This window comes from Streptomyces sp. ATCC 21386, assembly GCF_018728545.1.
In the GTDB taxonomy this organism is placed as follows: Bacteria; Actinomycetota; Actinomycetes; order Streptomycetales; family Streptomycetaceae; genus Streptomyces.
Genome location: NZ_JAAVVL010000001.1, coordinates 366,540 through 387,416 on the forward strand (window position 1 = coordinate 366,540; position 20,877 = coordinate 387,416).

Here is a 20,877-nt window from a genome sequence, read left to right on the forward strand (position 1 = left end):
TCATTCGTCGAGGAGCTCGTCCGTGGCCAGACTCACGCTCGCCCAACTGGAGCGCCATCTTTTCGCCGCGGCGGACATACTGCGCGGCACCATGGACGCCGCCGAGTACCGCGAGTTCCTGCTGGTGCTGCTTTTCCTGAAGCGGGCCAACGACGAGTTCGAGGCGACGCGTGAGCAGATCATCCACGAGGAACTGATGTCGGGTGCCACGCGTGAGAACGCCGAAAAGGCAGCCGACGAGCCTGCCCGGTACCTCGCCCGTGGAGTCGTGTACGTTCCCGGCGAAGCCCGCTGGGAACGGCTGGCCGACCCCGTCGACGACGTGGCGCCGAACAGGCTGCGGCGCGCGCTGGACGCGCTGGAGAACCAGAAGGGCAATGAGCGGCTGCGCGGCCTGTTCGAGCACATCGACTTTCGCCGGGTCGGCGGTCATGGCCTCTCGGCGGGTGGGGCGTCGGACAAGCGACTCACCGCGCTCATCGGCCACTTCGGCAACGTGCGGTTGAGGGCTGAGGATCTTGAGTTCCCCGACGTTCTCGGTGTGGCGTACGAGTACCTCTCGAAGGCGTTCGCCGACTCGTCGGGCCCCCGGGGCGGTGAGTTCTACACACCGCGAACCGTGGTTCGCATGATGGTCGAACTGGCTCGTCCCCAGGAGGGGCAGAGCGTGTACGACCCGTGTGTGGGCACCGGCGGAATGCTCCTGCACGCCAAGGAGTACGTCGAGGAGCGCGGCGGCAACGGCGAGAGCCTCGTCCTCGCCGGTCAGGACGCCAACCACGGCTCGTGGGTCATGGCGACGATGAACATGCTGTTCCACGGCGTCGACACGTTCGACCTGAAGACCGGTGACACACTCGCGGCTCCGCGCCACCTGGACCAGTCGTACGACCTCGTCCTGAGCAACCCACCGTTCTCCATGGACTACGAGGCCGAGGGCATCAGGGACCTCGAAACACGTATGCCGTACGGCCGGACACCGGAGCGGGGCAAGGCCGACCTGATGTTCCTCCAGCACATGCTGTACATGGTGGAACAGCGTGGCGGCTCTGTCTTCACGGTCATGCCGCATGGCGTGCTGTTCCGGGGAGGCGAGGAGGGCAGGATCAGGGCCCGGCTGATCGAGGCCGATCTGCTGGAAGCAGTGATCGGCCTGCCGCCGAACCTCTTCTACGGGACCGGAATACCGGCGTGTGTGCTGGTGCTTCGCGCATCCGGCGCGAAAGACGTGGCACGGCGTGACAAGGTCCTCTTCATCAACGCGGACCGCGAGTTCCACCCCGAGCGCGCTCAGAACGTGCTGTTGCCGGAACACATCGAGAAGATCGTCTCCACCTTCCACGAATTCGCCGAGACCGCGTGCTTCTCACGCGTGGTGAGCCGTGCGGAGCTGGACGCCAACGGCCACGACCTCAACGTCCGGCGGTATGTGGACAACACGCCCGCGCCCGAGAGGCAGGACATCAAGGCCTACCTGCAGGGTGGCGTGCCCGTCGCTGAGATCGAGGCGGCTGGGTCCCTGCTGGGCGCATACGCCCTCCGGGCGAGCGACCTCTTCACCGTACGAACCCATGATCCTGCCTATGTCGACTTCCCGCCGATGAATGAACGGCCGGGCGGGCTGACCGAGCTGACGAGCGGACAGGAGAACAGGCTGTGGGATGTCTTCGACGAGTGGTGGGCATCGCAGGCGGGCCGGATCGAGGCCCTGGAACCGAGCGAGAGCGGCGGGACTGCGGAGGGCGAGCGCAGGGCTCGGCTCGCCCGCTGCCGGGCTGACCTGACCGAGTCCTTCCTGGCCGAGTTGCCCGCCGTGGGGTTGTTGTCGCGGTACGCGCTCGCCGGTGCGGTGGCCGGCTGGTGGCGCGAGACGAAGAACGAACTCCAGGTCCTGTCGGGTTTCGGGTTCGGTGGCGTCGTGGACGGCTGGGTGGCGGACGTCGAGACAGCGCTCGCACCGGAACCTGATCCGCTCGTGAGCGGAAGGAGTGGGGCTACGGCGGCGCAGCGAGCGTCGGCGTACGACCACAGGGTCGTGGCGGCACTCGTTCCGGACTTCCTGGACGAGCTCAGGTCCGCGAAGGATTCGGCCGCCGAAGTGGAGGTGGAGTGGAGGCAGGCGCGCGCGGCGTTGGCGCAGGCTCAGGCGGATGCCGACGCTGATGGCGATCCAGACCCGGAAGCCGTTGAGCGGGGAGTCAAGTCCGACCAGGCCCAGTACGGGCAGACCGCGGTGGATGCCTGCGAAGCCGCACTCCGTTCACTCAAGCGGCAACGGACCATGCTCCGGCGGACGATCAAGGAACTGGAGCAGGACTTTCGGCCACGACTGGAACGGGCGCGTGTCGCGCTGGTCGGGGTGGAGGGCGAGCGGGCTGTCGTTCTCGCTGTGCTGAGGAAGGAACTGGCCGCCGGGCTGGAGCGGTTGGTTGCCGAAAAGCGCCGCGAACTGTTCCAGGTGTACGAGCGGTGGGAGGAGAAGTACCGGCTCTCCTTCCGTGAGGTCGAGCAGCAGTTGTACGGCACCTCGGCGGGCATGGCGCAGAACAACCCCTGGTCCCAGGGCCGTGCTTGGGACTTCACGGCGGACAGCCTGCGGACCGCCTCCGGCCGCCGAAAGATCGTGACCGCCGTCCGCGAGCTGATCGACGCCGAGAAGACAGCGGAAGCGGAACTCGCCAAGCTGGAGTTCGACCAGTTGGCCGCACCGCTCGTACTGCTGGAGCCCGGAGCGGTGGAGCAGGGCCGGGCGAAGCGGCTGCCGTTGCGCGACGTCCTCTTGTCGGCGCACACCGGGGTCTCCGCGCGTGCCCGCGCGAGCGCCGACGCAATTCCGGTGATCCGGCTCAGCAATCTGACGGAGCAGGGACTCGACCTCACTCCGTCCCACCTCCACCATCTCGACACCGCCAACGCCGGCGCCCTGCTGGAGGACGGAGACGTCCTGCTCTCCGCGGCAGCCGTGAACAACGTCTTTCGGACAGCGGTGTGGCAGGTGCAACTTCCCTACGCCGTGTTCGGGCATCTGCTCATCTGTCTCAGGCCCCGAGCGACACTCTTGACCCCTCACTACCTGTCGGCCTGGTTGGGTCTGCCGCACGCCCAGGAGCGAATCTTCGAGGTGGGTCGGACGAGGACGCAGCATGACCTCACGCTCCTCAGCGCCGGACGTGTGCTCGACGTGGAGATGGAGTTGCCCGGCCTCAGGCAACAGGAGGAGCTCGGCCGCCAACTGTCGGACCTGCACGAGAAGATGGCCGTACGGCACCGCCAGCTCGCCAAGCTACGACTGATCAGGAAGGCGCTGACAGACGCCCTGACGACTGACCGCTGAGGTGAGCGCCTGCTGCGTGCTGCGTGGTCCTTCAGGAGATGTACTCGAACCCGGCGCTGCGAGGGACCTCGCAGCCGGCGTCCGAGCGCTTGGGGTCGAGCTGGGCGGGGGAAGCCCTCAAGAACTCTGCAGTTGTGTTCATGACCACGGCGGACATGACGCAGTGACGCCCCTCCGCGTCGCGGATGCCGGATACGGCAATTGAGCCGACCGTGCCATGATGCACGGTCACCGTCCAGCCCTCCGATTTCTTGCGGGTTCCGAGGAAACGGGCCGGAATGGGGGTTCCCGGTGAGGAAACTCTCCCCAGTGAGAACGGGGTGATGCCCCACCGTTTCCAGGTCAGTGTGTCCTGGTTCTTGGCCTCGGCACTCAGATGCAGGTCCAGCACTCTCGGGCACCGGTCTGCCGACAGGTCTTTCGGCAGGATTGGCTGCTGGGTGGGACGGGACAGAAGCAGGGCCGTCTTGGTGACGTCGATCCCTCCGAACCTGCCTGAGCAAACGGCGTGGGAGGTCGCGGCGATATAGCGGGGGCGGCGGGCGTCTGCCAAGTCGATGCTCAGCACGTAGGGTTTCTGACCGCCGAGTTCATACACACCCATGCTCCACGCTCCCCCACGGTCGAGGATCTCCGCCCCGCTCAGAGAGACGCCCTCCGGTGGGTCCTCCGACACCTGGTCCGCACCGTCCGCGTCGCCGCCTTCCATGAACATCCCCACAGCGGGCGTTGCCACCCACACCCCCAATGCTGTCGACAGCGCTCCGGCCACAGCCACTGCCACGGCGACGAGGCGTCGTCCGACCACCGTCCGACGCGGGAGCGGCTGATGACGAACCGCGGGTGGCTTGATTCCCGACTCGGGCGCGTTCAGCGGATCGTGGCGGGCCGCAGGATCAAGGGCTTCAGAGGGCTCTGGGAACGGGTCGGGGAAATCGAGAAATTCTGGCTCGTCGCAGGTGTCGGCCGGCTCGGACGTTTCGGGCGGTGACGCCAAGGACATCGGAGGCCTGAGCAGGGGGCGTGCGGCCACCCGGTCGAGGCGGGTCAGCAGAACATCGGGGAGCCAGGCACCGGCCGGGGCATGGCGGGTGTGCGCCAGGATCTCGGGGACCGTCGGGCGGTCGGTGGGGTCCTTGGCCAGGCACGCCCGTACGAGTTCCTCGATGGACTCGGGTAGCTCGGTGAGGTCCGGGTCCTCGTAGGCGATGCGGAACATCAGCGCGTGGACCTGGCTCTCCTCACCCCGGAACGGGGAATGGCCGGTGGCGGCGTAGGCGATCACGCTGCCCAGCGAGAAGATGTCGGACGCCGGGGTGACGCGTTCACCGCGGACCTGCTCGGGCGACATGAACTCGGGTGTTCCGATGAGGGAACCGGTGCGGGTCAGGGTGCTTTCGAGGGATGCGTCCATAGAGTGCGCGATGCCGAAGTCGATGACGCGCGGGCCGTCGACGGTGAGCAGGATGTTGGACGGTTTGAGGTCCCGGTGGATCAGTCCGGCTTGGTGGATGGCGCGCAGTGCGAGTGCCAGCCGGTCGGCGAGGACGAGTACGGAGGCGGAGGGGAGCGCGCCGAAGTCGCCCGCTACGACCGCCCGCAAGGATGGGCCGCGTACGTACTCGGTGGCCACCCACGGCACGTCCGCAGAGGTGTCGGCGTCAAGGACGCGGGCGGTCCACTCACCGTTCACCTTGCGGGCGGCGGCGACCTCACGGCTGAATCTGCGGCGGAAGGACTGCTTGTCGGCAGGGTCCGTGAGATCGGCTCGGATGAGCTTGACCGCTACGGGCGCGGTGTCGGGGCCGCAATTGTCCGGCCGCGCCAGATATACACGTCCCATACCGCCCTTTCCGAGCAGAGACAGCAGACGGTAGGACCCTAAGATCACGGGGGCATCGGGACTCAGCCGATCCATGGTCAGGCGCTTCCTTCCGCCAATCCCGAATCCGCCGGGTTCGCTGTCGGCGGCCGTGCGCGGATCTTCGCACAGGGGCAGGGGTCAGTCACAGTCGGCGAGTGAACACGTTGGGCGTGGCGGGCCTATCCTGAAAAAGTGCGCGAATGTGTGCATATCGGGCGGACTGAGGAAGTGACTGCGATGCGCATGATGCTCAAGGCTCGGCTCGACACCGAGAAGTCCAACGAGGCCATCCGGAACGGGACTCTGGGGAAGCTGATGCAGGCCTCCATGGAGCAGGTGAAGCCGGAGGCCGCGTACTTCACCGCCGACGGTGGGCAGCGGACCTGTTACCTGGTCTTCGACATGCAGGACAGCTCGCAGATGCCCGCCATCGCCGAGCCGTTCTTCCTCGAAATGGGTGCCGAGGTCACGTACACCCCGGTCATGAACGCGGAGGACATGCAGAAAGGCCTCGCGGCCCTGGGGCGCTGAGCGCCGGTCGTCGAGAACCGGGCTCAGCTGAAGACGATCATCGAGCCCTGTGCCAGGCTGCGGGTCGTCGCCGCGTGCAGGCCCAGCCAGACGTGCCGTTCACGGGCGAACGGGCTGGGGTCGTAGGGCGCCGGGACGGCCGGTTCCTCCAACTCCGTGGGCGCGAGCGGCGCCTCGGGCGGGGCCGGCGGGTTCGCCGGGTCGATGCCGATGGCCGGAGCCACGAACTCCAGTTCCCTCAGCAGGCCCTGGGAGGAGCCCAGGGGGCCGCCGCCGGCGAGGAGTTCGTCGCTGGCGAGGGGCTGCGGGAAGTCGACGGGGACGTAGGCGCCCGCGTGGTCGTAGTGCCACACCAGGTGCGACTGCTGGGCCGTGCCCTCGAACATCTCCAGGAGCTGCTCGTAGTCCCCGCCCAGCGCGTCCACCGGGGTCACCGCGAGCCCGCACGCCTGCAACAGATAGGCGCGGCGCAGGAAATGCAGCGCGTCGTAGTCGAAACCCGCGACGGGGGCGACCTCCCCGGTCAGCCCCGGCATGTACTGGTACACGGGGACCGGTGGCAGCCCGGCCTCGCCCAGCAGCTTGTTGTAGAGCGCGAGTTCCTCGGCGAAGGGGTTGTCGGGCGTGTGGCACAGCACGTCGACGAGCGGGACCAACCAGAGGTCACAGGCCAAAAGAGAACTCCTCGGTCATCCGGCACGCACACGCACGGTAGGCATACGTTCGCGTACGGCACACAGTGGTCAGGGAAGCGTAGTCGCTCAACGCGTCTTCAGTCCCCTTCGTGCAGGTCCCATACCCACACTCCGGCCACCCACCTCCCGGGCCGGCCGACCAGCTTGTCCACGGCCTCCCGCAGCTGCTCGTCGTACGGCTGCGGGCGCAGGACCAGCGCGCCCGCGTGCCAGTACGCGAAGTCCCTGCGCGCCTGCGCCTGCCAGTTCTCCCCGATCACCGGGAGCTTGCCGGTGTAGCGGACGTCACGCAGCAGGTTGGAGGTGTGGCGGGGGACGGCACCGTAGATGCCGACGCGGTCCTCGCCGAACGGGCCGTTGAAGTAGCCGCCGGGCATCCGGAACCCGAAGTCCGCCGTGGTCTGCCAGTGCAGCGCCTCCGCGTTGCCCGGGTCCGGCAGGGGTACCGGCACCAGGGTCTCGCCGGCCGAGGCGTCGACGTACGACCGCCACGTGCCGTCCGCGAAGAACGCCGGGACCTCGGCGCGGTCCACGGACTTCAGCGGGGCCGGGAGGATCGGCAGCAGGGCGAGGGTCACCGCAAGGAATCCGACGTAGCGCGTGCCGAGGGCGGGGGTCGCCGCCAGGCGTTCGCAGGCGATCGCCAGCAGCATGCCCAGCACCGGGGCGCAGATCATCGCCACCCGGCCCTCGATGACCGACTCGAAGAGCGGCTTCTCGGCCAGCAGCGCCCATGGGCCGGGCAGGACGAGGTCCGTCTGCGGGAGGCGGATCTCGGGGCCGAGGGAGAGCACGGCGGCGGCGAAGGCGGTGGCGGCGAGCGCCTTCACCAGGGGGCGCTCCCACAGCCGTACGACGATGCCGAGGGCCAGCAGGACCAGGGGCCAGCCGTAGAAGGCGTTCTGCTCGGTGATGTTGAGGGAGAGCGCGTCCGCGCGGTCGCGGTCGCCCGCGAGGAGGGAGCGCTCGGCGAAGGAGAGGAGCGCGAGCGGGCTGTTGCCGGAGTTCGCGCCGTGCGCGATGTTGCCGTAGCTCTGCGGGCCGAAGAACTGCCAGGAGAGCGGGAAGGTGACCAGGGGGAGGGCCACGACGACCGCGATGCCGAGGCCCTTGAGCAGCGGGCGCCAGGAGTCGCGGGCCACGTCCCGGCGGACCAGGCCGTACGCGACGGCGAACAGCAGCATGCCCATGGCGGCGAGGAGGAGCGGCTCCTCGCCGAGGAATACCTGGTAGGCCGCCATCAGGCCGAGCACGATCCCGTCCCGGCGGGTCCGGGCGCCCGTGCACAGGCGCAGCGCCCGGTCGACGATCAGCGGGAGCATGAACAGGACGACGAAGTTCGGGTGCGCGTTGGCGTGGCTGACCATAGGCGGCGCGAACGCGGCGAGGGCCGCTCCGGCGAAGGCCGCGCCCCGGTGCCGTACGACCCGTTTGACGATCAGCCAGTACCAGGCGGCTGCCGTGGCGGCCAGGCCCAGGGTCATGACCAGGGCGAGCGAGACCGCCGGGCCGAGGAGGAGCGTGACGGGAGCGAAGGGCACCGACAGGCCGAGCATGACCGTGTTGGCCATCAGGTTCACGCCGTCGGGGAAGCCCTGGAAGGTGGTGAAGAGCGGGTTGCGGAAGTGCACGAGGTTGTCGGCCGTCACCGCGAAGAACCACTCCCACTGGTTCTGGTCCTGGAGGGAGTCGGGGAGGTAGCGGCCGTTCGGGTCGATCCACCGGCCGATGTAGAGCGTCACCGCCATCAGGAGGAAGCCGAGCACCGCGAGGATGTCGGCCCGGCGGACGGAACGGGCCCGCAGGGCGGCGAGTTCGCCCAGGACCCGGGCGTAGTCACTGGGGCGGATCTTCGAACCGGGCTGGTGGGACCAGCGGACGGGGACCTCGGCGACGGGCCAGCCGCTGCGGTGGAAGTACCGCAGGATCTCCACGTCGATCCCGAACCCGTCGAGTCGGGAGGCGGCGAACGCCTCGCGGGCACGGTCGCCGTCGAACAGCTTGAAGCCGCACTGGGTGTCGCGGATGCCGGGCACCGCGACGCCGCGTATCAGGAAGTTGCCGGCCCGGCCGAGCGTCTCGCGCAGCCGGTGCTGGTGGCGCTCGATGCTGGCGCCGGGCGCCTCGCGCGAGCCTATCGCCGCCGTGTGGCCGTCGGAGAGCGCCTTGTCGAGCCGCTCCAACTCGTCGATGGGCGCGGAGAGATCGGCGTCCGTGAGCAGCACCCGGCGGCCGTGCGAGGCGAGGACACCGAGCCGCAGGGCGTGCCCCTTGCCCCGGTTGCGGGGCCCGCCGGAGACCAGCTGCACCCGGGCGTCGCGGGCGGTGACGGCGGCCACGACCTCGGCCGTCGCGTCGGACGACCCGTCGTCGACGACGATGATCTCCCAGCGGGCGGCGGCCTCGGTCGCCGAGAGATGACCGATGATCGCGTCGAGCGTGGGGGCGAGGCGGTCCTGCTCGTTGTAGGCGGGGACGACCACGGAGAGGTCGACGCTCAGCTGCCCGCCGCCCGTCTTCGGGGCCGTGCCCATCCGTCCGCCGCCCGTTTTCGGGGTCGTGCCCATCCGTCCGCCGCCCGTTTTCGGGGTCGTGCTCATCCGTCCGCCAGTCGTTCCACAAGCATCAGGGACTGCTCGTCGTAACCGGCGATGATCTCCTGCGCGCTCTGCGCGTCCCGGCGGCTGAGGGCGTCGACGAGATCGGTGTGGTCGGCCCACAGCCGGCCCTTGAGGTCGTCCGTCCCGTCGCTGCCCTGCCGCAGGTACTGCACCGCGCACACCCAGGACTGCACGCGCAGCCGGTGCAGGAAGTCGGTGAGGTACGGGTTGCCGAACAGGGCGCTCAACTCGCGCCAGAACCGCAGGTCGTAGCCGATGAGGATGTCCAGGTCCCCGGCGGTCGCGGCCCGCCGCGCCTCCTCGCCGCGCCGCCGGACCCCGGCGAGCGCGGCCGCCGTACGCGGGTCGACCTTGCGGTCGCCGAGCCGCCGGAACATGCCGTCGGCGACCAGGATGCGGGCCTCGACCATGTTCCGGTAGTCGGCCACCGAGTACGCGCGGACCTCGAAACCCCGGTGCTGCACGGCGTCCAGCAGCCCCTGCGCGGACAGGTCCACCAGCGCCTCGCGCACGGGCGTCGCCGAGACGCCGTACTGCTCGGCGATCTCCTTGACGGTGAACTCCTGCCCGGGCTTGAGTCTGCCGGCCAGCACCTCGTCACGGAGCGCGTCCGCGAGCTGCTGCCGCAGTGTGCTGCGGGTCACGGCGCCATTGCCGCCGCCGGTGCCGGGCATCGTGGTCTGGGCCCCCCATCCGCGTACGCGTACGCGTCCTGTGCGTGCTCTGAGTTCTCTTCCGAGTTCTCTTCTCGTGTTCTCTTACGAGCACGTCACCTTACGCGTTCGGGTTCGGGGGGTGGGTTTTCGCCCTTCCGCCCGGCACCGCCGCCCGTCACGGCGTCACACGGTGTACTCGTCCGCCACGGACAGGGCCGCGTCCAGGGCGGCGAGACCCTCCTTGGCCTCGGCCTCGGTGATGTTGCACGGGGGCACGACGTGGGTGCGGTTCATGTTGATGAAGGGCCACAGGCCGCCCGCCTTGGCGGCCGCGCCGAAGGCGAGCATGGGGGCGTTCGCCTCACCGGTGGCGTTGTAGGGGACGAGGGGTTCGCGGGTCTCCTTGTTCCGCACCAGCTCCAGCGCCCAGAACATGCCGGTGCCGCGCACCTCGCCCACGGAGGGGTGCCGGTCGGCCAGGTCGCGGAGGGCGGGCCCGACGAGGGTGGCACCGAGGGAGGCAGCGTGGGTGACGACGCCCTCCTCCTCCATGACGCCGATCGTCGCGACGGCGGCGGCGCAGGCCAGCGGGTGGCCGGAGTACGTGAGACCGCCGGGGTAGGGGCGGCGGGCGAAGGTCTCGGCGATCGCGGGGGAGATGGCGACCCCGCCGAGGGGGACGTAGCCGGAGTTCACGCCCTTGGCGAAGGTCATCAGGTCGGGCACGACGTCGAAGAGGTCCGCCGCGAACCAGGTGCCGGTCCGCCCGAAGCCCGCCATGACCTCGTCGAGGACGAACACGATCCCGTACTTGTCGCACAGTTCCCTGACCCCGGCCAGATAGTCCGGCGGCGGGACCATGATCCCGGCCGTGCCCGGGACGGTCTCCAGGATGATCGCGGCGATCGTCGACGGCCCCTCGAAGGTGATCGTCGTCTCCAGGTGCTCCAGCGCGCGGGCGCACTCCTGCTCCTCCGTCTCCGCGTGGAAACGGGTGCGGTAGAGGAACGGCGCCCAGAAGTGCACGACGCCCGCCGTGCCGGTGTCGGAGGCCCAGCGGCGGGGGTCGCCCGTGAGGTTCACGGCCTGTTGGGTGCCGCCGTGGTACGAGCGGTACGCGGCGAGGACCTTGGGGCGGCCGGTGTGCAGACGGGCCATGCGGGTGGCGTGCTCGACCGCGTCGGCGCCGCCATTGGTGAAGAAGATCTTGTCCAGGTCGCCGGGGGTGCGTTCCGCGATGAGCCGGGCGGCCTCGGAGCGGGCCTCGATCGCGAACGCCGGGGCGAAGGTCGTCATCGTGGCGGCCTGCTGCTGGATGGCCGCGACGACCTTGGGGTGCTGATAGCCGATGTTCGTGTAGACGAGGCCGCTGGTGAAGTCGAGGTAGCGGTTGCCGTCGTAGTCCCAGAAGTAGGAGCCCTCCGCGCCGGCGACGGGGAGGGGGTCGATGAGTTCCTGCGCGGACCAGGAGTGGAAGACGTGCGCGCGGTCCGTGGCCTTCACCTGGGCGCCGGTCCGGGGGTTGGGGCGAGGGGTCATGGGGGCGAGGGTAGGGGTGGGGGGTGGCTGGGGGACATTGGCTTTGTGTCTGTGTGGGGTCGGTCGGGCACGACAGTCTGTCGCCCCCTCCGCCCCTACCCGTCCCGTCCTCAAGGGGCTGCGCCCCTTCGACCCCCATGCGTCCGTCCGGTGGGGGCTGGTCGCGCGGTTCCCCGCGCCCCTGAAAAGCAGGGGCTGCGCCCCGTGCTTTTCAGGCCCCGTCGCCGGTCGCCTTTCAGGGCGCCGGGGGCCTGGTCTGTCAGGGGCGCGGGGAACTGCGCGAGAAGCCCCACTCACCTGCAGTCGGCACTCAACCTTATTGACAGCATGCTGTCGCAATGTCAGGATGCTGTCATGAGTAATCGGAAGCCTGTTCATCTCGCCGTGTACGACACCTACGCCGACTGGGAGACGGGGCACGCCACCGCGTGGCTCGCTCGGGGTGGGTACGAGGTCCGGACGGTCGGCGAGGGGACCGACGCCGTACGGACGATCGCGGGGGTGCGGATCCAGCCGGACTCCGCGCTGGAAGGGCTGCGGCCCGAGGACAGCTCGCTGCTCGTGCTCACCGGTGCCGACCTGTGGGACACCGGAGACACGCTCGCGCCGTTCGCCCGGAAGGCGCGGGAGTTCCTCGCGGCCGGCGTGCCCGTCGCCGCGATCTGCGGCGCGACCGCCGGTCTCGCCCGCGAAGGGCTGCTGGACGACCGGGACCACACCAGCGCGGCCCCCTTCTACCTCGCGGCCACCGGATACGGCGGCGCCGAGCGGTACGTCGACGCGGACGCCGTCACCGACGGCTCCGGGCTGCTCGTCACCGCCGGCCCCACCGAACCCGTCGCCTTCGCCCGCGAGGTCCTCCGCCTCCTCGGCGTCTACGAGGGCGAGGTCCTCGACGCCTGGTACCGCCTCTTCCACGACTCCGACGCGCAGGCCTACGCCGTGCTGGAGGCGGCGGCCCGGTGAGCCGCGAGCAGCAGGACCTCCTCAGCCGCGCCGCCCTCGGCGTCTTCCGCCTCAACGGCCAGTTCCTCTCCGTGGCCGACGAGTTGGCGGGCCCGGCCGGGCTCACGGCCGCCTGGTGGCAGGTGCTCGGCGCGGTGCTGCCCGAACCGCTGCCGGTCGCCGGGGTCGCCCGCGCCATGGGCATCACCCGGCAGAGCGTCCAGCGGGTCGCCGATCTCCTCGTCGGCCGAGGGCTCGCCGCGTACCTGCCGAACCCGGCCCACCGTCGCGCCAAACTCCTCACGCCGACCCCCGCCGGCCGCGCCGCGATCGAGCGGATCGACCCGGGCCACGCGGCCCTGGCCGCCCGGCTCGCCCAGGCGCTGGGGGAGGAGGAGTTCGCGGCGACCGTGCGGGCGCTGGAAAGGCTGTCGGCGGTCCTGGACGACCTCGCGGCGGACCCGGACGCTGTTACGGAACCGTAGACACCGCCCCATCCGCCTCCCCGCACTGCCGCACTACGATCGGTCCGTTGCGCACGTACGCGACGTAGACGACGTTGATGAGGTTGCCGACGTAGCCGACGTACCCGTACGTACACGCACACGGAGACACGGATACGTGCACGCGTCCACGGGCGCGGCGGGGGCGGCACGGGGAATCGGGGGGACGGTGGCCATGGAGAAGCTCGGGCCCGGGGATCCGCAACGGATCGGGGCGTACCGGCTGCTCGCTCGGCTGGGTGCCGGCGGCATGGGGAACGTGTACCTGGCCCGGTCCGAGCGGGGCCGTACCGTCGCCGTCAAGCTGGTCCGGAAGGAGCTGGCGGAGCAGGAGGAGTTCCGGGCCCGGTTCCGGCAGGAGGTGCGGGCCGCGCGGCAGGTCGGCGGGTACTGGACCGCGCCGGTACTGGACGCGGACACCGAGGCGGGGATCCCGTGGGTCGCCACCGGGTATGTCGCCGGGCCCTCCCTCCAGGCCGTGGTGGGGCGTGACCACGGGGCGCTGCCCGAGCGATCCGTACGCATCCTCGCGGCCGGGCTCGCGCACGCGCTGGAGGACATCCACGCGGCCGGGCTCATCCACCGGGACCTCAAGCCGTCCAACGTGCTGGTGACCATCGACGGGCCGCGCGTCATCGACTTCGGGATCGCGCGGGCGCTGGAGACCGTCACGGACGGCGGGCTGACGCGCACCGGCGCGCTCGTCGGGTCGCCGGGTTTCATGGCGCCCGAACAGGTGCGCGGCGACCGCGTCACCCCCGCCTGCGACATCTTCTGCCTCGGCTCCGTCCTCGCCTACGCCGCCACGGGCAACCTGCCGTTCGGCGCCGCCAACTCCGGTGTCCACGCGCTGATGTACCGCATCGCCCAGGAGGAACCGGACCTGGACGGGCTGCCGGAGGGGCTCTACGACATCGTCCGCGACTGCCTGCGCAAGGACCCCGCCGCGCGTCCCACCCTGGCCCAGATCCTCCAGCGCACCGGCGCCGAGGACACGGTCTTCGCCGGCCGCTCCCGCGACCCGTGGCTGCCGAGCGCGCTGGTCGCCCAACTGGGGCGGCACGCGGTGCGGTTGCTGGAGGCCGAGGATCCGGAGGAGAACGGGGAGCCGGGGCAGCCGGGGGGACCCGGGGAATCTGGTCGATCGGGGCAGCCTGCCGCAGAGGCTTCCGCCGGCTCGGCGTCCGCGCTCGCCGAGGGCCCGCGCCCGGGGGCGCCGGGCCGCCAGTCCCCGAGCTTCCCCACTCCGCCGTCGACCCCGCCCGCGGCCGCACCGTCCGCTCCGCCCTCGGGTCCGTCGGCGAGCCCGTCGGAGGCCGCCGCGAACCTGGCGGGCGGTGCCGCTGCGCAGCAGTCGCCGTCGGCCGGTACGCCGTCGGCCGGTCACGCGTCCGTGACCCCGGCCGGGGCCGCCGGGCCGCCGTCGACTCCGCCCGTGTACCCGCTGGGTGATCCGCATTCTCCGTACGGTGGTTCGGGAGCCGCGTCGGGTGCTTCCGCGTCCCCGCACGCGGGCGGGCCGGCTGGGGCGGCGGCAGCTCCCGGGGCCCCCGGTTCTCCGGCCGACCACCCCGCCGCCCCGCCCGAGGGCGCCGTGCCGCCTCCGCAGGGGGCGCCGGGCGGGGAGCCGTTGGACCGGATGCCGACACGGATCGCGGGAGCCCCCGCCGTACAGCCCCCTCTGCCGACCACGCCGCCGGCCGCCCCACCCGGGCCCGCCACGGCACCCGGTGGCTACAACCCGGGGCCCGCGCCCGCCGGCTACGGCTTCCCGCAGCCGTACACCCAGCAGCCCGCCGGTGGCTACGGCCAGCGCCCCGCCCCACACGGACCCGCCTACGGCTACCCGCAGCCCGCATACGGGTACCCGCAGAGCGGGCCGCAGGCCCCGTACGGGGCGGGGCTGGGCGCGACTCCGCCGTACGGGCCGGAGCCCCTCCACGGATCGGTGCCCGAACCGGAGCGTGGGAGCAGACGCGGCTCCGTGCTGCTCGTCGCCGTCGCGCTGGTGGTCGCCCTCGGGGCGGGCGGCTCGGTGTACACGCTGATGAAGAAGGGCGGCGACGGCGAGGAGGACGACGCCAAGGGTGGTACGAAGACGAGCGGGCCCGAGACGCCGGGGCCGACGGCCGACGAGCCCACGGACCCCGTGACCTCGCCGGACCCGACCACCGAGTCGCCGGACGCCGGCACGATCCCGGCGGACTTCCTCGGCACCTGGAACGCCACCCTCGACGGCTCCGACGGCGCGGACACCCGCCAACTCGTCATCCAGCAGGGCGAGGTGGGCGACACGGTGCTCTCGCTCACGGCGGACGGCCCGCTCGAAGGCGGCGGAACGTACCACTGCGTGTTCGAGGCGGCGCTGACGGACGAACCGGACGACGACGGTCCGCTGCAGATCGGCCCCTCCACCGTCACCACCGGTGAACCGGCCGAGTCCTGTTCCCCCGGCGCCGCCACGACCGTCACCCTCCTGCCCGACGGACAGTTGCGGCGCGTCGACACGGCGGGCAAGTCGGTGACGTACTCCAAGGCCGGCTGAGAGGTTCGGGGTGCGTCGGCGGGTGCGGGCTCGGTGGGGTTTCAGGGCCGTGCGGGCCTGAAACCCCGGGGCGCAGCCCCGCTCTTTTCAGGGGCGCGGGGAACTGCGCGACCAGCCCCCACGGACCCGCGGACGGGGGCCGAAGGGGTTCAGCCCAGGCGGGTAGGGGTTTGCTCACCCCCGCCGCCCCTACCGAGCCTCCGGCGGCCGCTGTCGTGGCATGTTCGGCCGAGCACCCGGAGGCAACGGCACCCGCCCGTTCGCCACCCCCTCCGGCCGCCCCACGGATCCCTCCACCCGCAACCCCGACGGCGCCGCCCCCGCCCGGAACTCCACCATCCAGTCCACCGTCTCGGCCCGCACCAGCTCCGTGATGTCCTCGGAGAACCGCCGCAGCACCCCGAGACACCGCTCGGCGGCCTCCCCGGCCGTCCCCTCCGCCGGCCCCAGCACCTCCCGCGCGCTCTCCGACGCCCAGTCGAACCGCAGCATCTGCAACCGCCGCTGCACCGCCTGGGCCGTGGCGACGTCCCGCATCCACCCGGAGGTGACCCCGAAGAACCGATCCACCGCCACGCACGCCACACAGGACAGCAGCGCGAGATACCCCCAGGGGGCCGCTCCGCCCACCGCCCCGGTGAGGTCGAGCAACGGCAGCGCGGCCCCGACGAGCGCGCCCGTCGCCGCCCCGACCCGCAGCACCCGTGCCGCGAGGCGTTTCCACACCCGGTCCGCGAGATACCACGACGCGGTCTCCAGCGCCGCCCGCTCGACCCACTGGTACAGCTCCTCCAGCCGCTCCGCCGGCGCCCCCCAGTCCCCCTGCGGGAACGGCCGTCCGGCCAGTTCCCCCACCCACGGTCCGGTCGCGGCCGTCCACGGCTCCGCCCACAGCCCGGACCCCTCACCCCGCCCGTCCTGGGGTCCCCCCTCGGGCTGCATCTCCGGCTGGCTCACCCGGCACTCCCTACGTACGTACGGCGCTCACGCACCACCCTGACGCGGCCGGACCCCTTCCTACCGCCCAATGGGTGGCGAAGATGGTGTTTTCGCCGCTTATCCCCTGGAAGATGCCCTTGATCGGATATACGAATCCCCGCCGACTCACTCGAAAGAGTGGCGCGGCAGAGGCCGTGCCGACCACGTAGGCTCGTTGCGACCGCAAGAAGGTCCCCGGGGGCGTCCGTAGAACCGTCCCCGCGGGCCTCCGCAAGTACTCGTGCGAGGGAGCTGAACGTGATCCCCGGTGGTGGCCAGCCCAACATGCAGCAGCTGCTCCAGCAGGCCCAGAAGATGCAGCAGGACCTGGCGAGGGCACAGGAGGAGCTCGCGCGCACGGAGGTCGACGGTCAGGCGGGCGGCGGCCTGGTGCGGGCCACCGTCAACGGCTCCGGCGAACTGCGCGCCCTGAAGATCGACCCCAAGGCGGTGGACCCGGAGGACACCGAGACCCTCGCCGACCTGATCGTCGCGGCCGTCCAGGCGGCCAACGAGAACGCCCAGACCCTCCAGCAGCAGAAACTGGGCCCCCTCGCCCAGGGCCTCGGCGGCGGTTCGGGCATCCCCGGCCTGCCCTTCTGAGCCGGGCTCCTCGGCCGCCCCCCCGCCCACCCCTCTCCGCGCCCCCGGCGCGACCTTTCCGCCGAACTCCTCCCGACACCTCCGAACTCCGCAGAACTCGCCCGCAACCCCCCGGCGAGCCCATCCGTGTCCGGTACCGCCTTCCTCGGAGCGGCGGCGGCCGACTACGGTACGTACTGAAAGACACCAGGAAGGACGGCAGTCCGTGTACGAAGGCGTGGTCCAGGACCTCATCGACGAGCTGGGGCGGCTGCCCGGCGTCGGTCCCAAGAGCGCGCAGCGGATCGCCTTCCACATCCTGCAGGCGGAGCCCACGGACGTACGACGGCTCGCGCAGGCCCTCCTCGAAGTGAAGGCGAAGGTCCGTTTCTGCGCGACCTGCGGCAACGTGGCGCAGGAGGAGCTGTGCCACATCTGCCGCGACCCGCGCCGCGACCTGGCCGTCATCTGTGTCGTGGAGGAACCGAAGGACGTCGTCGCGATCGAGCGCACCCGCGAGTTCCGGGGCAAGTACCACGTCCTCGGCGGCGCGATCAGCCCGATCGAGGGCGTCGGCCCGGACGACCTGCGCATACGGGAGCTGCTGGCCCGCCTGGCCGACGGCACGGTCACCGAGCTGATCCTGGCCACGGACCCGAACCTGGAAGGCGAGGCCACGGCCACGTACCTCGCCCGCATGATCAAACCCATGGGCCTCAAGGTCACCCGCCTGGCCAGCGGCCTCCCGGTGGGCGGCGACCTGGAATACGCGGACGAGGTGACCCTCGGCCGCGCCTTCGAGGGGAGACGATTGCTGGATGTCTGACGCCACGCTGCACGCGACGGACCTGAACCCGGACGACTTCGCGGTTCAGATCGCGGACCAGATCGAGAGTTTCCTCGTCGCGGTCACCGAGGTGGCCAAGGGCGACGAGCCGGACTCCGCCGTCCCGTTCCTGCTGCTGGAGGTCTCCCAGCTGCTGCTGGCCGGCGGTCGCCTCGGCGCGCACGAGGACATCGTGCCCGACGAGCGCTACGAGCCCGACCCCGGTTTCGAGCCGGACGTGGACGAGCTGCGCGAACGCCTCGCCCTGATGCTCGACCCGGTCGACGTCTACTCCGAGGTCTTCGACCCCTACGAGCCCCGCAAGGCGCCGGTCCCGGCCCGGATCTCCGACGACCTCGCCGACGTCATCGCCGACCTGCGTCACGGCATGGTCCACTACCGCGCGGGCCGCACCACCGAGGCGCTGTGGTGGTGGCAGTTCTCCTACTTCTCCAACTGGGGCTCCACGGCGTCGGCGACCCTGCGGGCCCTGCAGTCCCTCGTGGCGCACGTCCGCCTGAACCAGCCCCTCGCCGAGCTGGACGGTCTCGACACCGACCAGGAACTGATGGGCGACGAGACCCTGGAGTTCGAGGCGGGCAAGGTCATGGCGGAGGAGATCGCGGGGCCGCTGGGGTTGGGCCGCAAGGTCAAGTAGCCCCACCGCCCCCGCCCGCTGCAAGGCTCGCCCGCCTCAGGGGCCGGGGGAGCCAGGTGGTTCCCCCTTCGACCCGCCGTTCGCCACAATGCCCCCATGACATTGAAGCCGTGGGCTTGGGCCGGGCTGGGGATCGCGGGGGCGGGCGTGGTCACGCTGGCCGGGTTCGCCTTCGTCGATCTGGGATCGGCCGATCAGATCGCGAGCGTGGCCGGTGGGTCCGCGGGCGTGGTCGGCCTCGTCCTCGCCGCCATCGCCCAGTTCGGCGGCTCGTCCGCGCCGCCGCCGGCCCCGCCCACCCCCGCGCCCCCGCCGCGGAAGGTCGAGGCGTCCGGTACCGGTGCGATCGCCGCCGGAGGCGGCATCGGCTCGGCCTCCACCGGCGGTACCGCCCCGCAGCAACCCTCGCCCGCCCCCGCCCCGCCCTCCTCCGGCACCCCTGGGCCGGGCGCGGACGTGACCGCTTCCGGCCGTGGTTCCATCGCGGCGGGCGGCGACATCGGATCGGCGTCGACAGGCACTTGACCGTCGGCGGACCGGCAACGCTTGGGGGCTGGCATCCGCCCCGCGCACCGGTAGCGTGTCCCCCGGCCGTGGAAGCCGCGCACCACCCAGCTCGTGTACGGCCCGCCCGTCCCCGACCAGGAACCGGACCCAGTGACGTGACCGCTCTCCTGCTCCTTCTCACCGCCGTGGCCCTGACCGCCGCCGTGCTGGGCCCCCGTGCCCTGGGGAAGGCGAGGTGGCCCGAGCGGGAACCCGTGGTCGCGCTGTGGACGTGGCAGTGCCTGGTGGCGGCGGCGCTGCTGAGCTGTCTCGCGGCGCTCGTGCTGGGCGCGGCGGCGGTGTTCGAGACGGTTCGGACGCATGCCTTCGCCCCCGCGCCTCCGGCCGTGACCGCCGCGTACGACCTCACGGCGGCGCCGCCCTGGACGGCCGTACTGACGCTGGTGCTGGCCCTGGGGGCGGCCTGGAGCGGTGCGATGCTGGCCCGGGAGCTGGTCGAGGCCCGGCGCCGGCGGCGGCTGCGCCGTGCGCACCTGCGGGAGCGGGCCCCCGATCTCCCGGCCGGCCTGCCGCAGGCGAAGGGGCCGCTGCTGGTGCTGGAGGACGAGTACCCCGACGCGTGGCTCATGCCGGGTGCCCCGCCCCAACTGGTCGTCACCACGGGTGCGTTGAGCAAGCTGAGCGACCGTCAGCTCGACGCCGTGCTCGCCCATGAACTGGGTCACGCCCGTGCCCGTCACGACTGGCTGCTCCACCTCTCCACCGCCCTCGCCACGGGCTTCCCGCGCATCCCCCTCTTCGCCCACTTCGCCGACCAGACCCACCGGCTCGTCGAACTCGCCGCCGACGACACGGCATCGCGCCGCTGCGGTCACCTCACCACGGCCCTCGCCCTCATCGAACTCAACCAGCACCGGGGCGTGTTGAGCTGCTCCAGCACCCGCCGTCTGCTGGGCGACCGGGTGGAGCGGCTGCTGGAGCCGCCGCCCCGCCTCGACCGCGTCCGCCGCGCGGCCACCACCACGGCCGCCGGGCTCCTGGCCCTGCTCCCCCTCCTCATCGCGTTCGCTCCGGCGCTGGGGACGCTCTAGCCGTCCGCCTGGTCGGCCGACTGCTCCTGCAGGAAATCCATCAATACGGCGGTGAGTTCGGCGGGGGTGTCCTCCTGGACGAGGTGCCCGGCGCCCGAGATCGGCTCGAACCGTGCCCCCGGGATACGGTCGGCCAGTTCGCGTCCCTTCGCCAGCGGGATCCAGGCGTCTTCCTCGCCCCAGCACACCAGCGCCGGGATGCCGATGTGCCCGTACCGGTCCTGGATCTCGTCGGTGTGGGCTTGGTCCGCCTGGGCGATCTGCCGGTAGAAGGCGGGCTGCCCGTGTTCGCCGAGCCACGGCTCGACGAGCCGGTCGAGGACGGTGGGGTGCAGCCCCGGCCCGCTGGCGGAGCTGACGTACTCCCGTACGAGGGCCCGGTGCAGCGCGGGCGGCAGCTGCTCGAACACCTCCGCGTGCCGGCCGAGCAGCCGGAAGGAGGGGGAACCCCACGGGGCGAGCGCCACGGGGTCCACGAGGGCGAGCGCGCGGTAGCGGGCCCCGTGCAGCAGATGGGCCCGCAGGGACACCGCCCCGCCGAAGTCGTGCGCGACCACGAAGGGCTCGTCCGGCCCCCAGTGCGCCAGCAGCTCGGCGAAGACCCGTCCCTGCGCGGCCAGGGACACGTCCTGACCGGCGTGCATGTCCGACTCGCCGTACCCGGGCATGTCCCACACGAACACCTGGTACCGGTCGGTGTCGGCCAGCGCCTGGGCGATGCCGCGCCAGACGTAGGAGGAGAAGGGGGTGCCGTGGCAGAGCACGACCGGTTCCTGCCCGGCCTCCCCGATCGTGCCCCACCGCACGGCCCCCGACGCACTACGGAAAGTCTCAGTCAGCAGCACTTCGCTCATGGCTGTCGGTTACCCCACGGAACGTCGCCGTCACAGCGGTCAGCAACGACTCCGGTTCCACGTACGGAACTTGGGCTCGGAGTACCAGCGCAGCGGATACGTGTTGCCGTCGAGGGCGGGGATGCCGACGTACGTGATCCGGCGCATG

At 71.4% G+C, this 20,877-nt stretch carries 17 protein-coding genes; 10 read left to right on the forward strand and 7 right to left on the reverse strand.

Annotated features, from left to right (window positions below):
- Nucleotides 1-22: 22 nt before the first annotated feature.
- A complete protein-coding gene (locus GWK25_RS01730) occupies nt 23-3,334 on the forward strand; it encodes an N-6 DNA methylase (RefSeq protein ID WP_215448180.1) in 3,312 nt (1,103 codons plus the stop codon).
- 31 nt (nt 3,335-3,365) lie between these two features.
- On the opposite strand, the gene GWK25_RS01735 is transcribed toward GWK25_RS01730, so the two are convergent.
- Nucleotides 3,366-5,252, reverse strand: coding sequence for a serine/threonine-protein kinase (locus GWK25_RS01735; protein WP_215448182.1), 1,887 nt, complete (start codon nt 5,250-5,252; stop codon nt 3,366-3,368).
- Nucleotides 5,253-5,435: 183 nt separating this feature from the next.
- On the opposite strand from GWK25_RS01735, the gene GWK25_RS01740 reads away from it, so the two are divergent.
- Complete coding sequence (locus GWK25_RS01740; RefSeq protein ID WP_215448185.1) at nt 5,436-5,729, forward strand: DUF3303 family protein; 294 nt, start codon at nt 5,436-5,438, stop codon at nt 5,727-5,729.
- Nucleotides 5,730-5,752: 23 nt separating this feature from the next.
- Here the strand turns inward: GWK25_RS01740 and GWK25_RS01745 are convergent, their stop codons facing one another.
- From GWK25_RS01745 to GWK25_RS01760, 4 genes are all read right to left on the reverse strand, one after another.
- Nucleotides 5,753-6,403 carry a hypothetical protein gene (locus tag GWK25_RS01745; RefSeq protein ID WP_215448187.1) on the reverse strand — a complete coding sequence of 217 codons (651 nt, stop codon included), beginning with the start codon at nt 6,401-6,403 and terminating at the stop codon, nt 5,753-5,755.
- A gap of 98 nt (nt 6,404-6,501) precedes the next feature.
- On the reverse strand, nt 6,502-8,958 hold the full coding sequence (locus tag GWK25_RS01750; protein WP_215457135.1) for a dolichyl-phosphate beta-glucosyltransferase: 2,457 nt from the start codon (nt 8,956-8,958) through the stop codon (nt 6,502-6,504).
- 62 nt (nt 8,959-9,020) lie between these two features.
- A complete protein-coding gene (locus GWK25_RS01755; protein ID WP_215448188.1) occupies nt 9,021-9,719 on the reverse strand; it encodes a GntR family transcriptional regulator in 699 nt (232 codons plus the stop codon).
- A 165-nt stretch (nt 9,720-9,884) separates the two neighbouring features.
- Nucleotides 9,885-11,240 carry an aspartate aminotransferase family protein gene (locus tag GWK25_RS01760; protein ID WP_215448189.1) on the reverse strand — a complete coding sequence of 452 codons (1,356 nt, stop codon included), beginning with the start codon at nt 11,238-11,240 and terminating at the stop codon, nt 9,885-9,887.
- Between the two features lie 354 nt (nt 11,241-11,594).
- Between GWK25_RS01760 and GWK25_RS01765 the strand changes: the two genes are divergently transcribed.
- From GWK25_RS01765 to GWK25_RS01775, 3 genes are all read left to right on the forward strand, one after another.
- On the forward strand, nt 11,595-12,206 hold the full coding sequence (locus GWK25_RS01765) for a DJ-1/PfpI family protein (protein ID WP_215448190.1): 612 nt from the start codon (nt 11,595-11,597) through the stop codon (nt 12,204-12,206).
- Nucleotides 12,203-12,670 carry a MarR family winged helix-turn-helix transcriptional regulator gene (locus GWK25_RS01770; protein WP_215448191.1) on the forward strand — a complete coding sequence of 156 codons (468 nt, stop codon included), beginning with the start codon at nt 12,203-12,205 and terminating at the stop codon, nt 12,668-12,670. Before GWK25_RS01765 ends, GWK25_RS01770 begins: the two co-directional genes overlap by 4 nt.
- A 193-nt stretch (nt 12,671-12,863) precedes the next feature.
- Entirely contained in the window at nt 12,864-15,233 is a 2,370-nt protein-coding gene (locus GWK25_RS01775) for a serine/threonine-protein kinase (RefSeq protein WP_215448192.1), read from the forward strand.
- Nucleotides 15,234-15,422: 189 nt separating this feature from the next.
- Here GWK25_RS01775 and GWK25_RS01780 read toward each other — a convergent pair whose 3' ends face one another.
- Nucleotides 15,423-16,190, reverse strand: a complete 768-nt coding sequence (locus tag GWK25_RS01780) for an SLATT domain-containing protein (protein ID WP_215448193.1) — start codon at nt 16,188-16,190, stop codon at nt 15,423-15,425.
- A 279-nt stretch (nt 16,191-16,469) separates the two neighbouring features.
- Between GWK25_RS01780 and GWK25_RS01785 the strand changes: the two genes are divergently transcribed.
- The 5 genes from GWK25_RS01785 (at nt 16,470) to GWK25_RS01805 (ending at nt 19,875) form a co-directional block, all read left to right on the forward strand.
- Complete coding sequence (locus GWK25_RS01785; RefSeq protein ID WP_215448194.1) at nt 16,470-16,814, forward strand: YbaB/EbfC family nucleoid-associated protein; 345 nt, start codon at nt 16,470-16,472, stop codon at nt 16,812-16,814.
- A gap of 205 nt (nt 16,815-17,019) precedes the next feature.
- On the forward strand, nt 17,020-17,619 hold the full coding sequence (gene recR / locus GWK25_RS01790; protein ID WP_215448195.1) for a recombination mediator RecR: 600 nt from the start codon (nt 17,020-17,022) through the stop codon (nt 17,617-17,619).
- Entirely contained in the window at nt 17,612-18,277 is a 666-nt protein-coding gene (locus GWK25_RS01795; RefSeq protein WP_184905494.1) for a DUF5063 domain-containing protein, read from the forward strand. Before recR ends, GWK25_RS01795 begins: the two co-directional genes overlap by 8 nt.
- A 96-nt stretch (nt 18,278-18,373) precedes the next feature.
- Nucleotides 18,374-18,802 carry a hypothetical protein gene (locus tag GWK25_RS01800; protein ID WP_251828655.1) on the forward strand — a complete coding sequence of 143 codons (429 nt, stop codon included), beginning with the start codon at nt 18,374-18,376 and terminating at the stop codon, nt 18,800-18,802.
- 137 nt (nt 18,803-18,939) lie between these two features.
- A complete protein-coding gene (locus GWK25_RS01805; RefSeq protein WP_215448196.1) occupies nt 18,940-19,875 on the forward strand; it encodes a M56 family metallopeptidase in 936 nt (311 codons plus the stop codon).
- Here GWK25_RS01805 and GWK25_RS01810 read toward each other — a convergent pair.
- Complete coding sequence (locus tag GWK25_RS01810; RefSeq protein ID WP_215448197.1) at nt 19,872-20,729, reverse strand: alpha/beta fold hydrolase; 858 nt, start codon at nt 20,727-20,729, stop codon at nt 19,872-19,874. The genes GWK25_RS01805 and GWK25_RS01810 overlap by 4 nt on opposite strands.
- Nucleotides 20,730-20,877 lie beyond the last annotated feature (148 nt).

Excerpts from the sequence above, each read along its gene's own strand:
- GWK25_RS01760 (WP_215448189.1), bottom strand. The coding sequence starts at position 11,240 with ATGACCCCTCGCCCCAACCCCCGGACCGGCGCCCAGGTGAAGGCCACG.
- GWK25_RS01735 (WP_215448182.1), bottom strand. The coding sequence starts at position 5,252 with ATGGATCGGCTGAGTCCCGATGCCCCCGTGATCTTAGGGTCCTACCGT.
- GWK25_RS01755 (WP_215448188.1), bottom strand. The coding sequence starts at position 9,719 with ATGCCCGGCACCGGCGGCGGCAATGGCGCCGTGACCCGCAGCACACTG.
- GWK25_RS01750 (WP_215457135.1), bottom strand. The coding sequence starts at position 8,958 with ATGGGCACGGCCCCGAAGACGGGCGGCGGGCAGCTGAGCGTCGACCTC.
- GWK25_RS01800 (WP_251828655.1), top strand. The coding sequence starts at position 18,374 with ATGACATTGAAGCCGTGGGCTTGGGCCGGGCTGGGGATCGCGGGGGCG.
- GWK25_RS01795 (WP_184905494.1), top strand. The coding sequence starts at position 17,612 with ATGTCTGACGCCACGCTGCACGCGACGGACCTGAACCCGGACGACTTC.
- GWK25_RS01765 (WP_215448190.1), top strand. The coding sequence starts at position 11,595 with ATGAGTAATCGGAAGCCTGTTCATCTCGCCGTGTACGACACCTACGCC.
- GWK25_RS01775 (WP_215448192.1), top strand. The coding sequence starts at position 12,864 with ATGGAGAAGCTCGGGCCCGGGGATCCGCAACGGATCGGGGCGTACCGG.
- GWK25_RS01810 (WP_215448197.1), bottom strand. The coding sequence starts at position 20,729 with ATGAGCGAAGTGCTGCTGACTGAGACTTTCCGTAGTGCGTCGGGGGCC.
- GWK25_RS01740 (WP_215448185.1), top strand. The coding sequence starts at position 5,436 with ATGCGCATGATGCTCAAGGCTCGGCTCGACACCGAGAAGTCCAACGAG.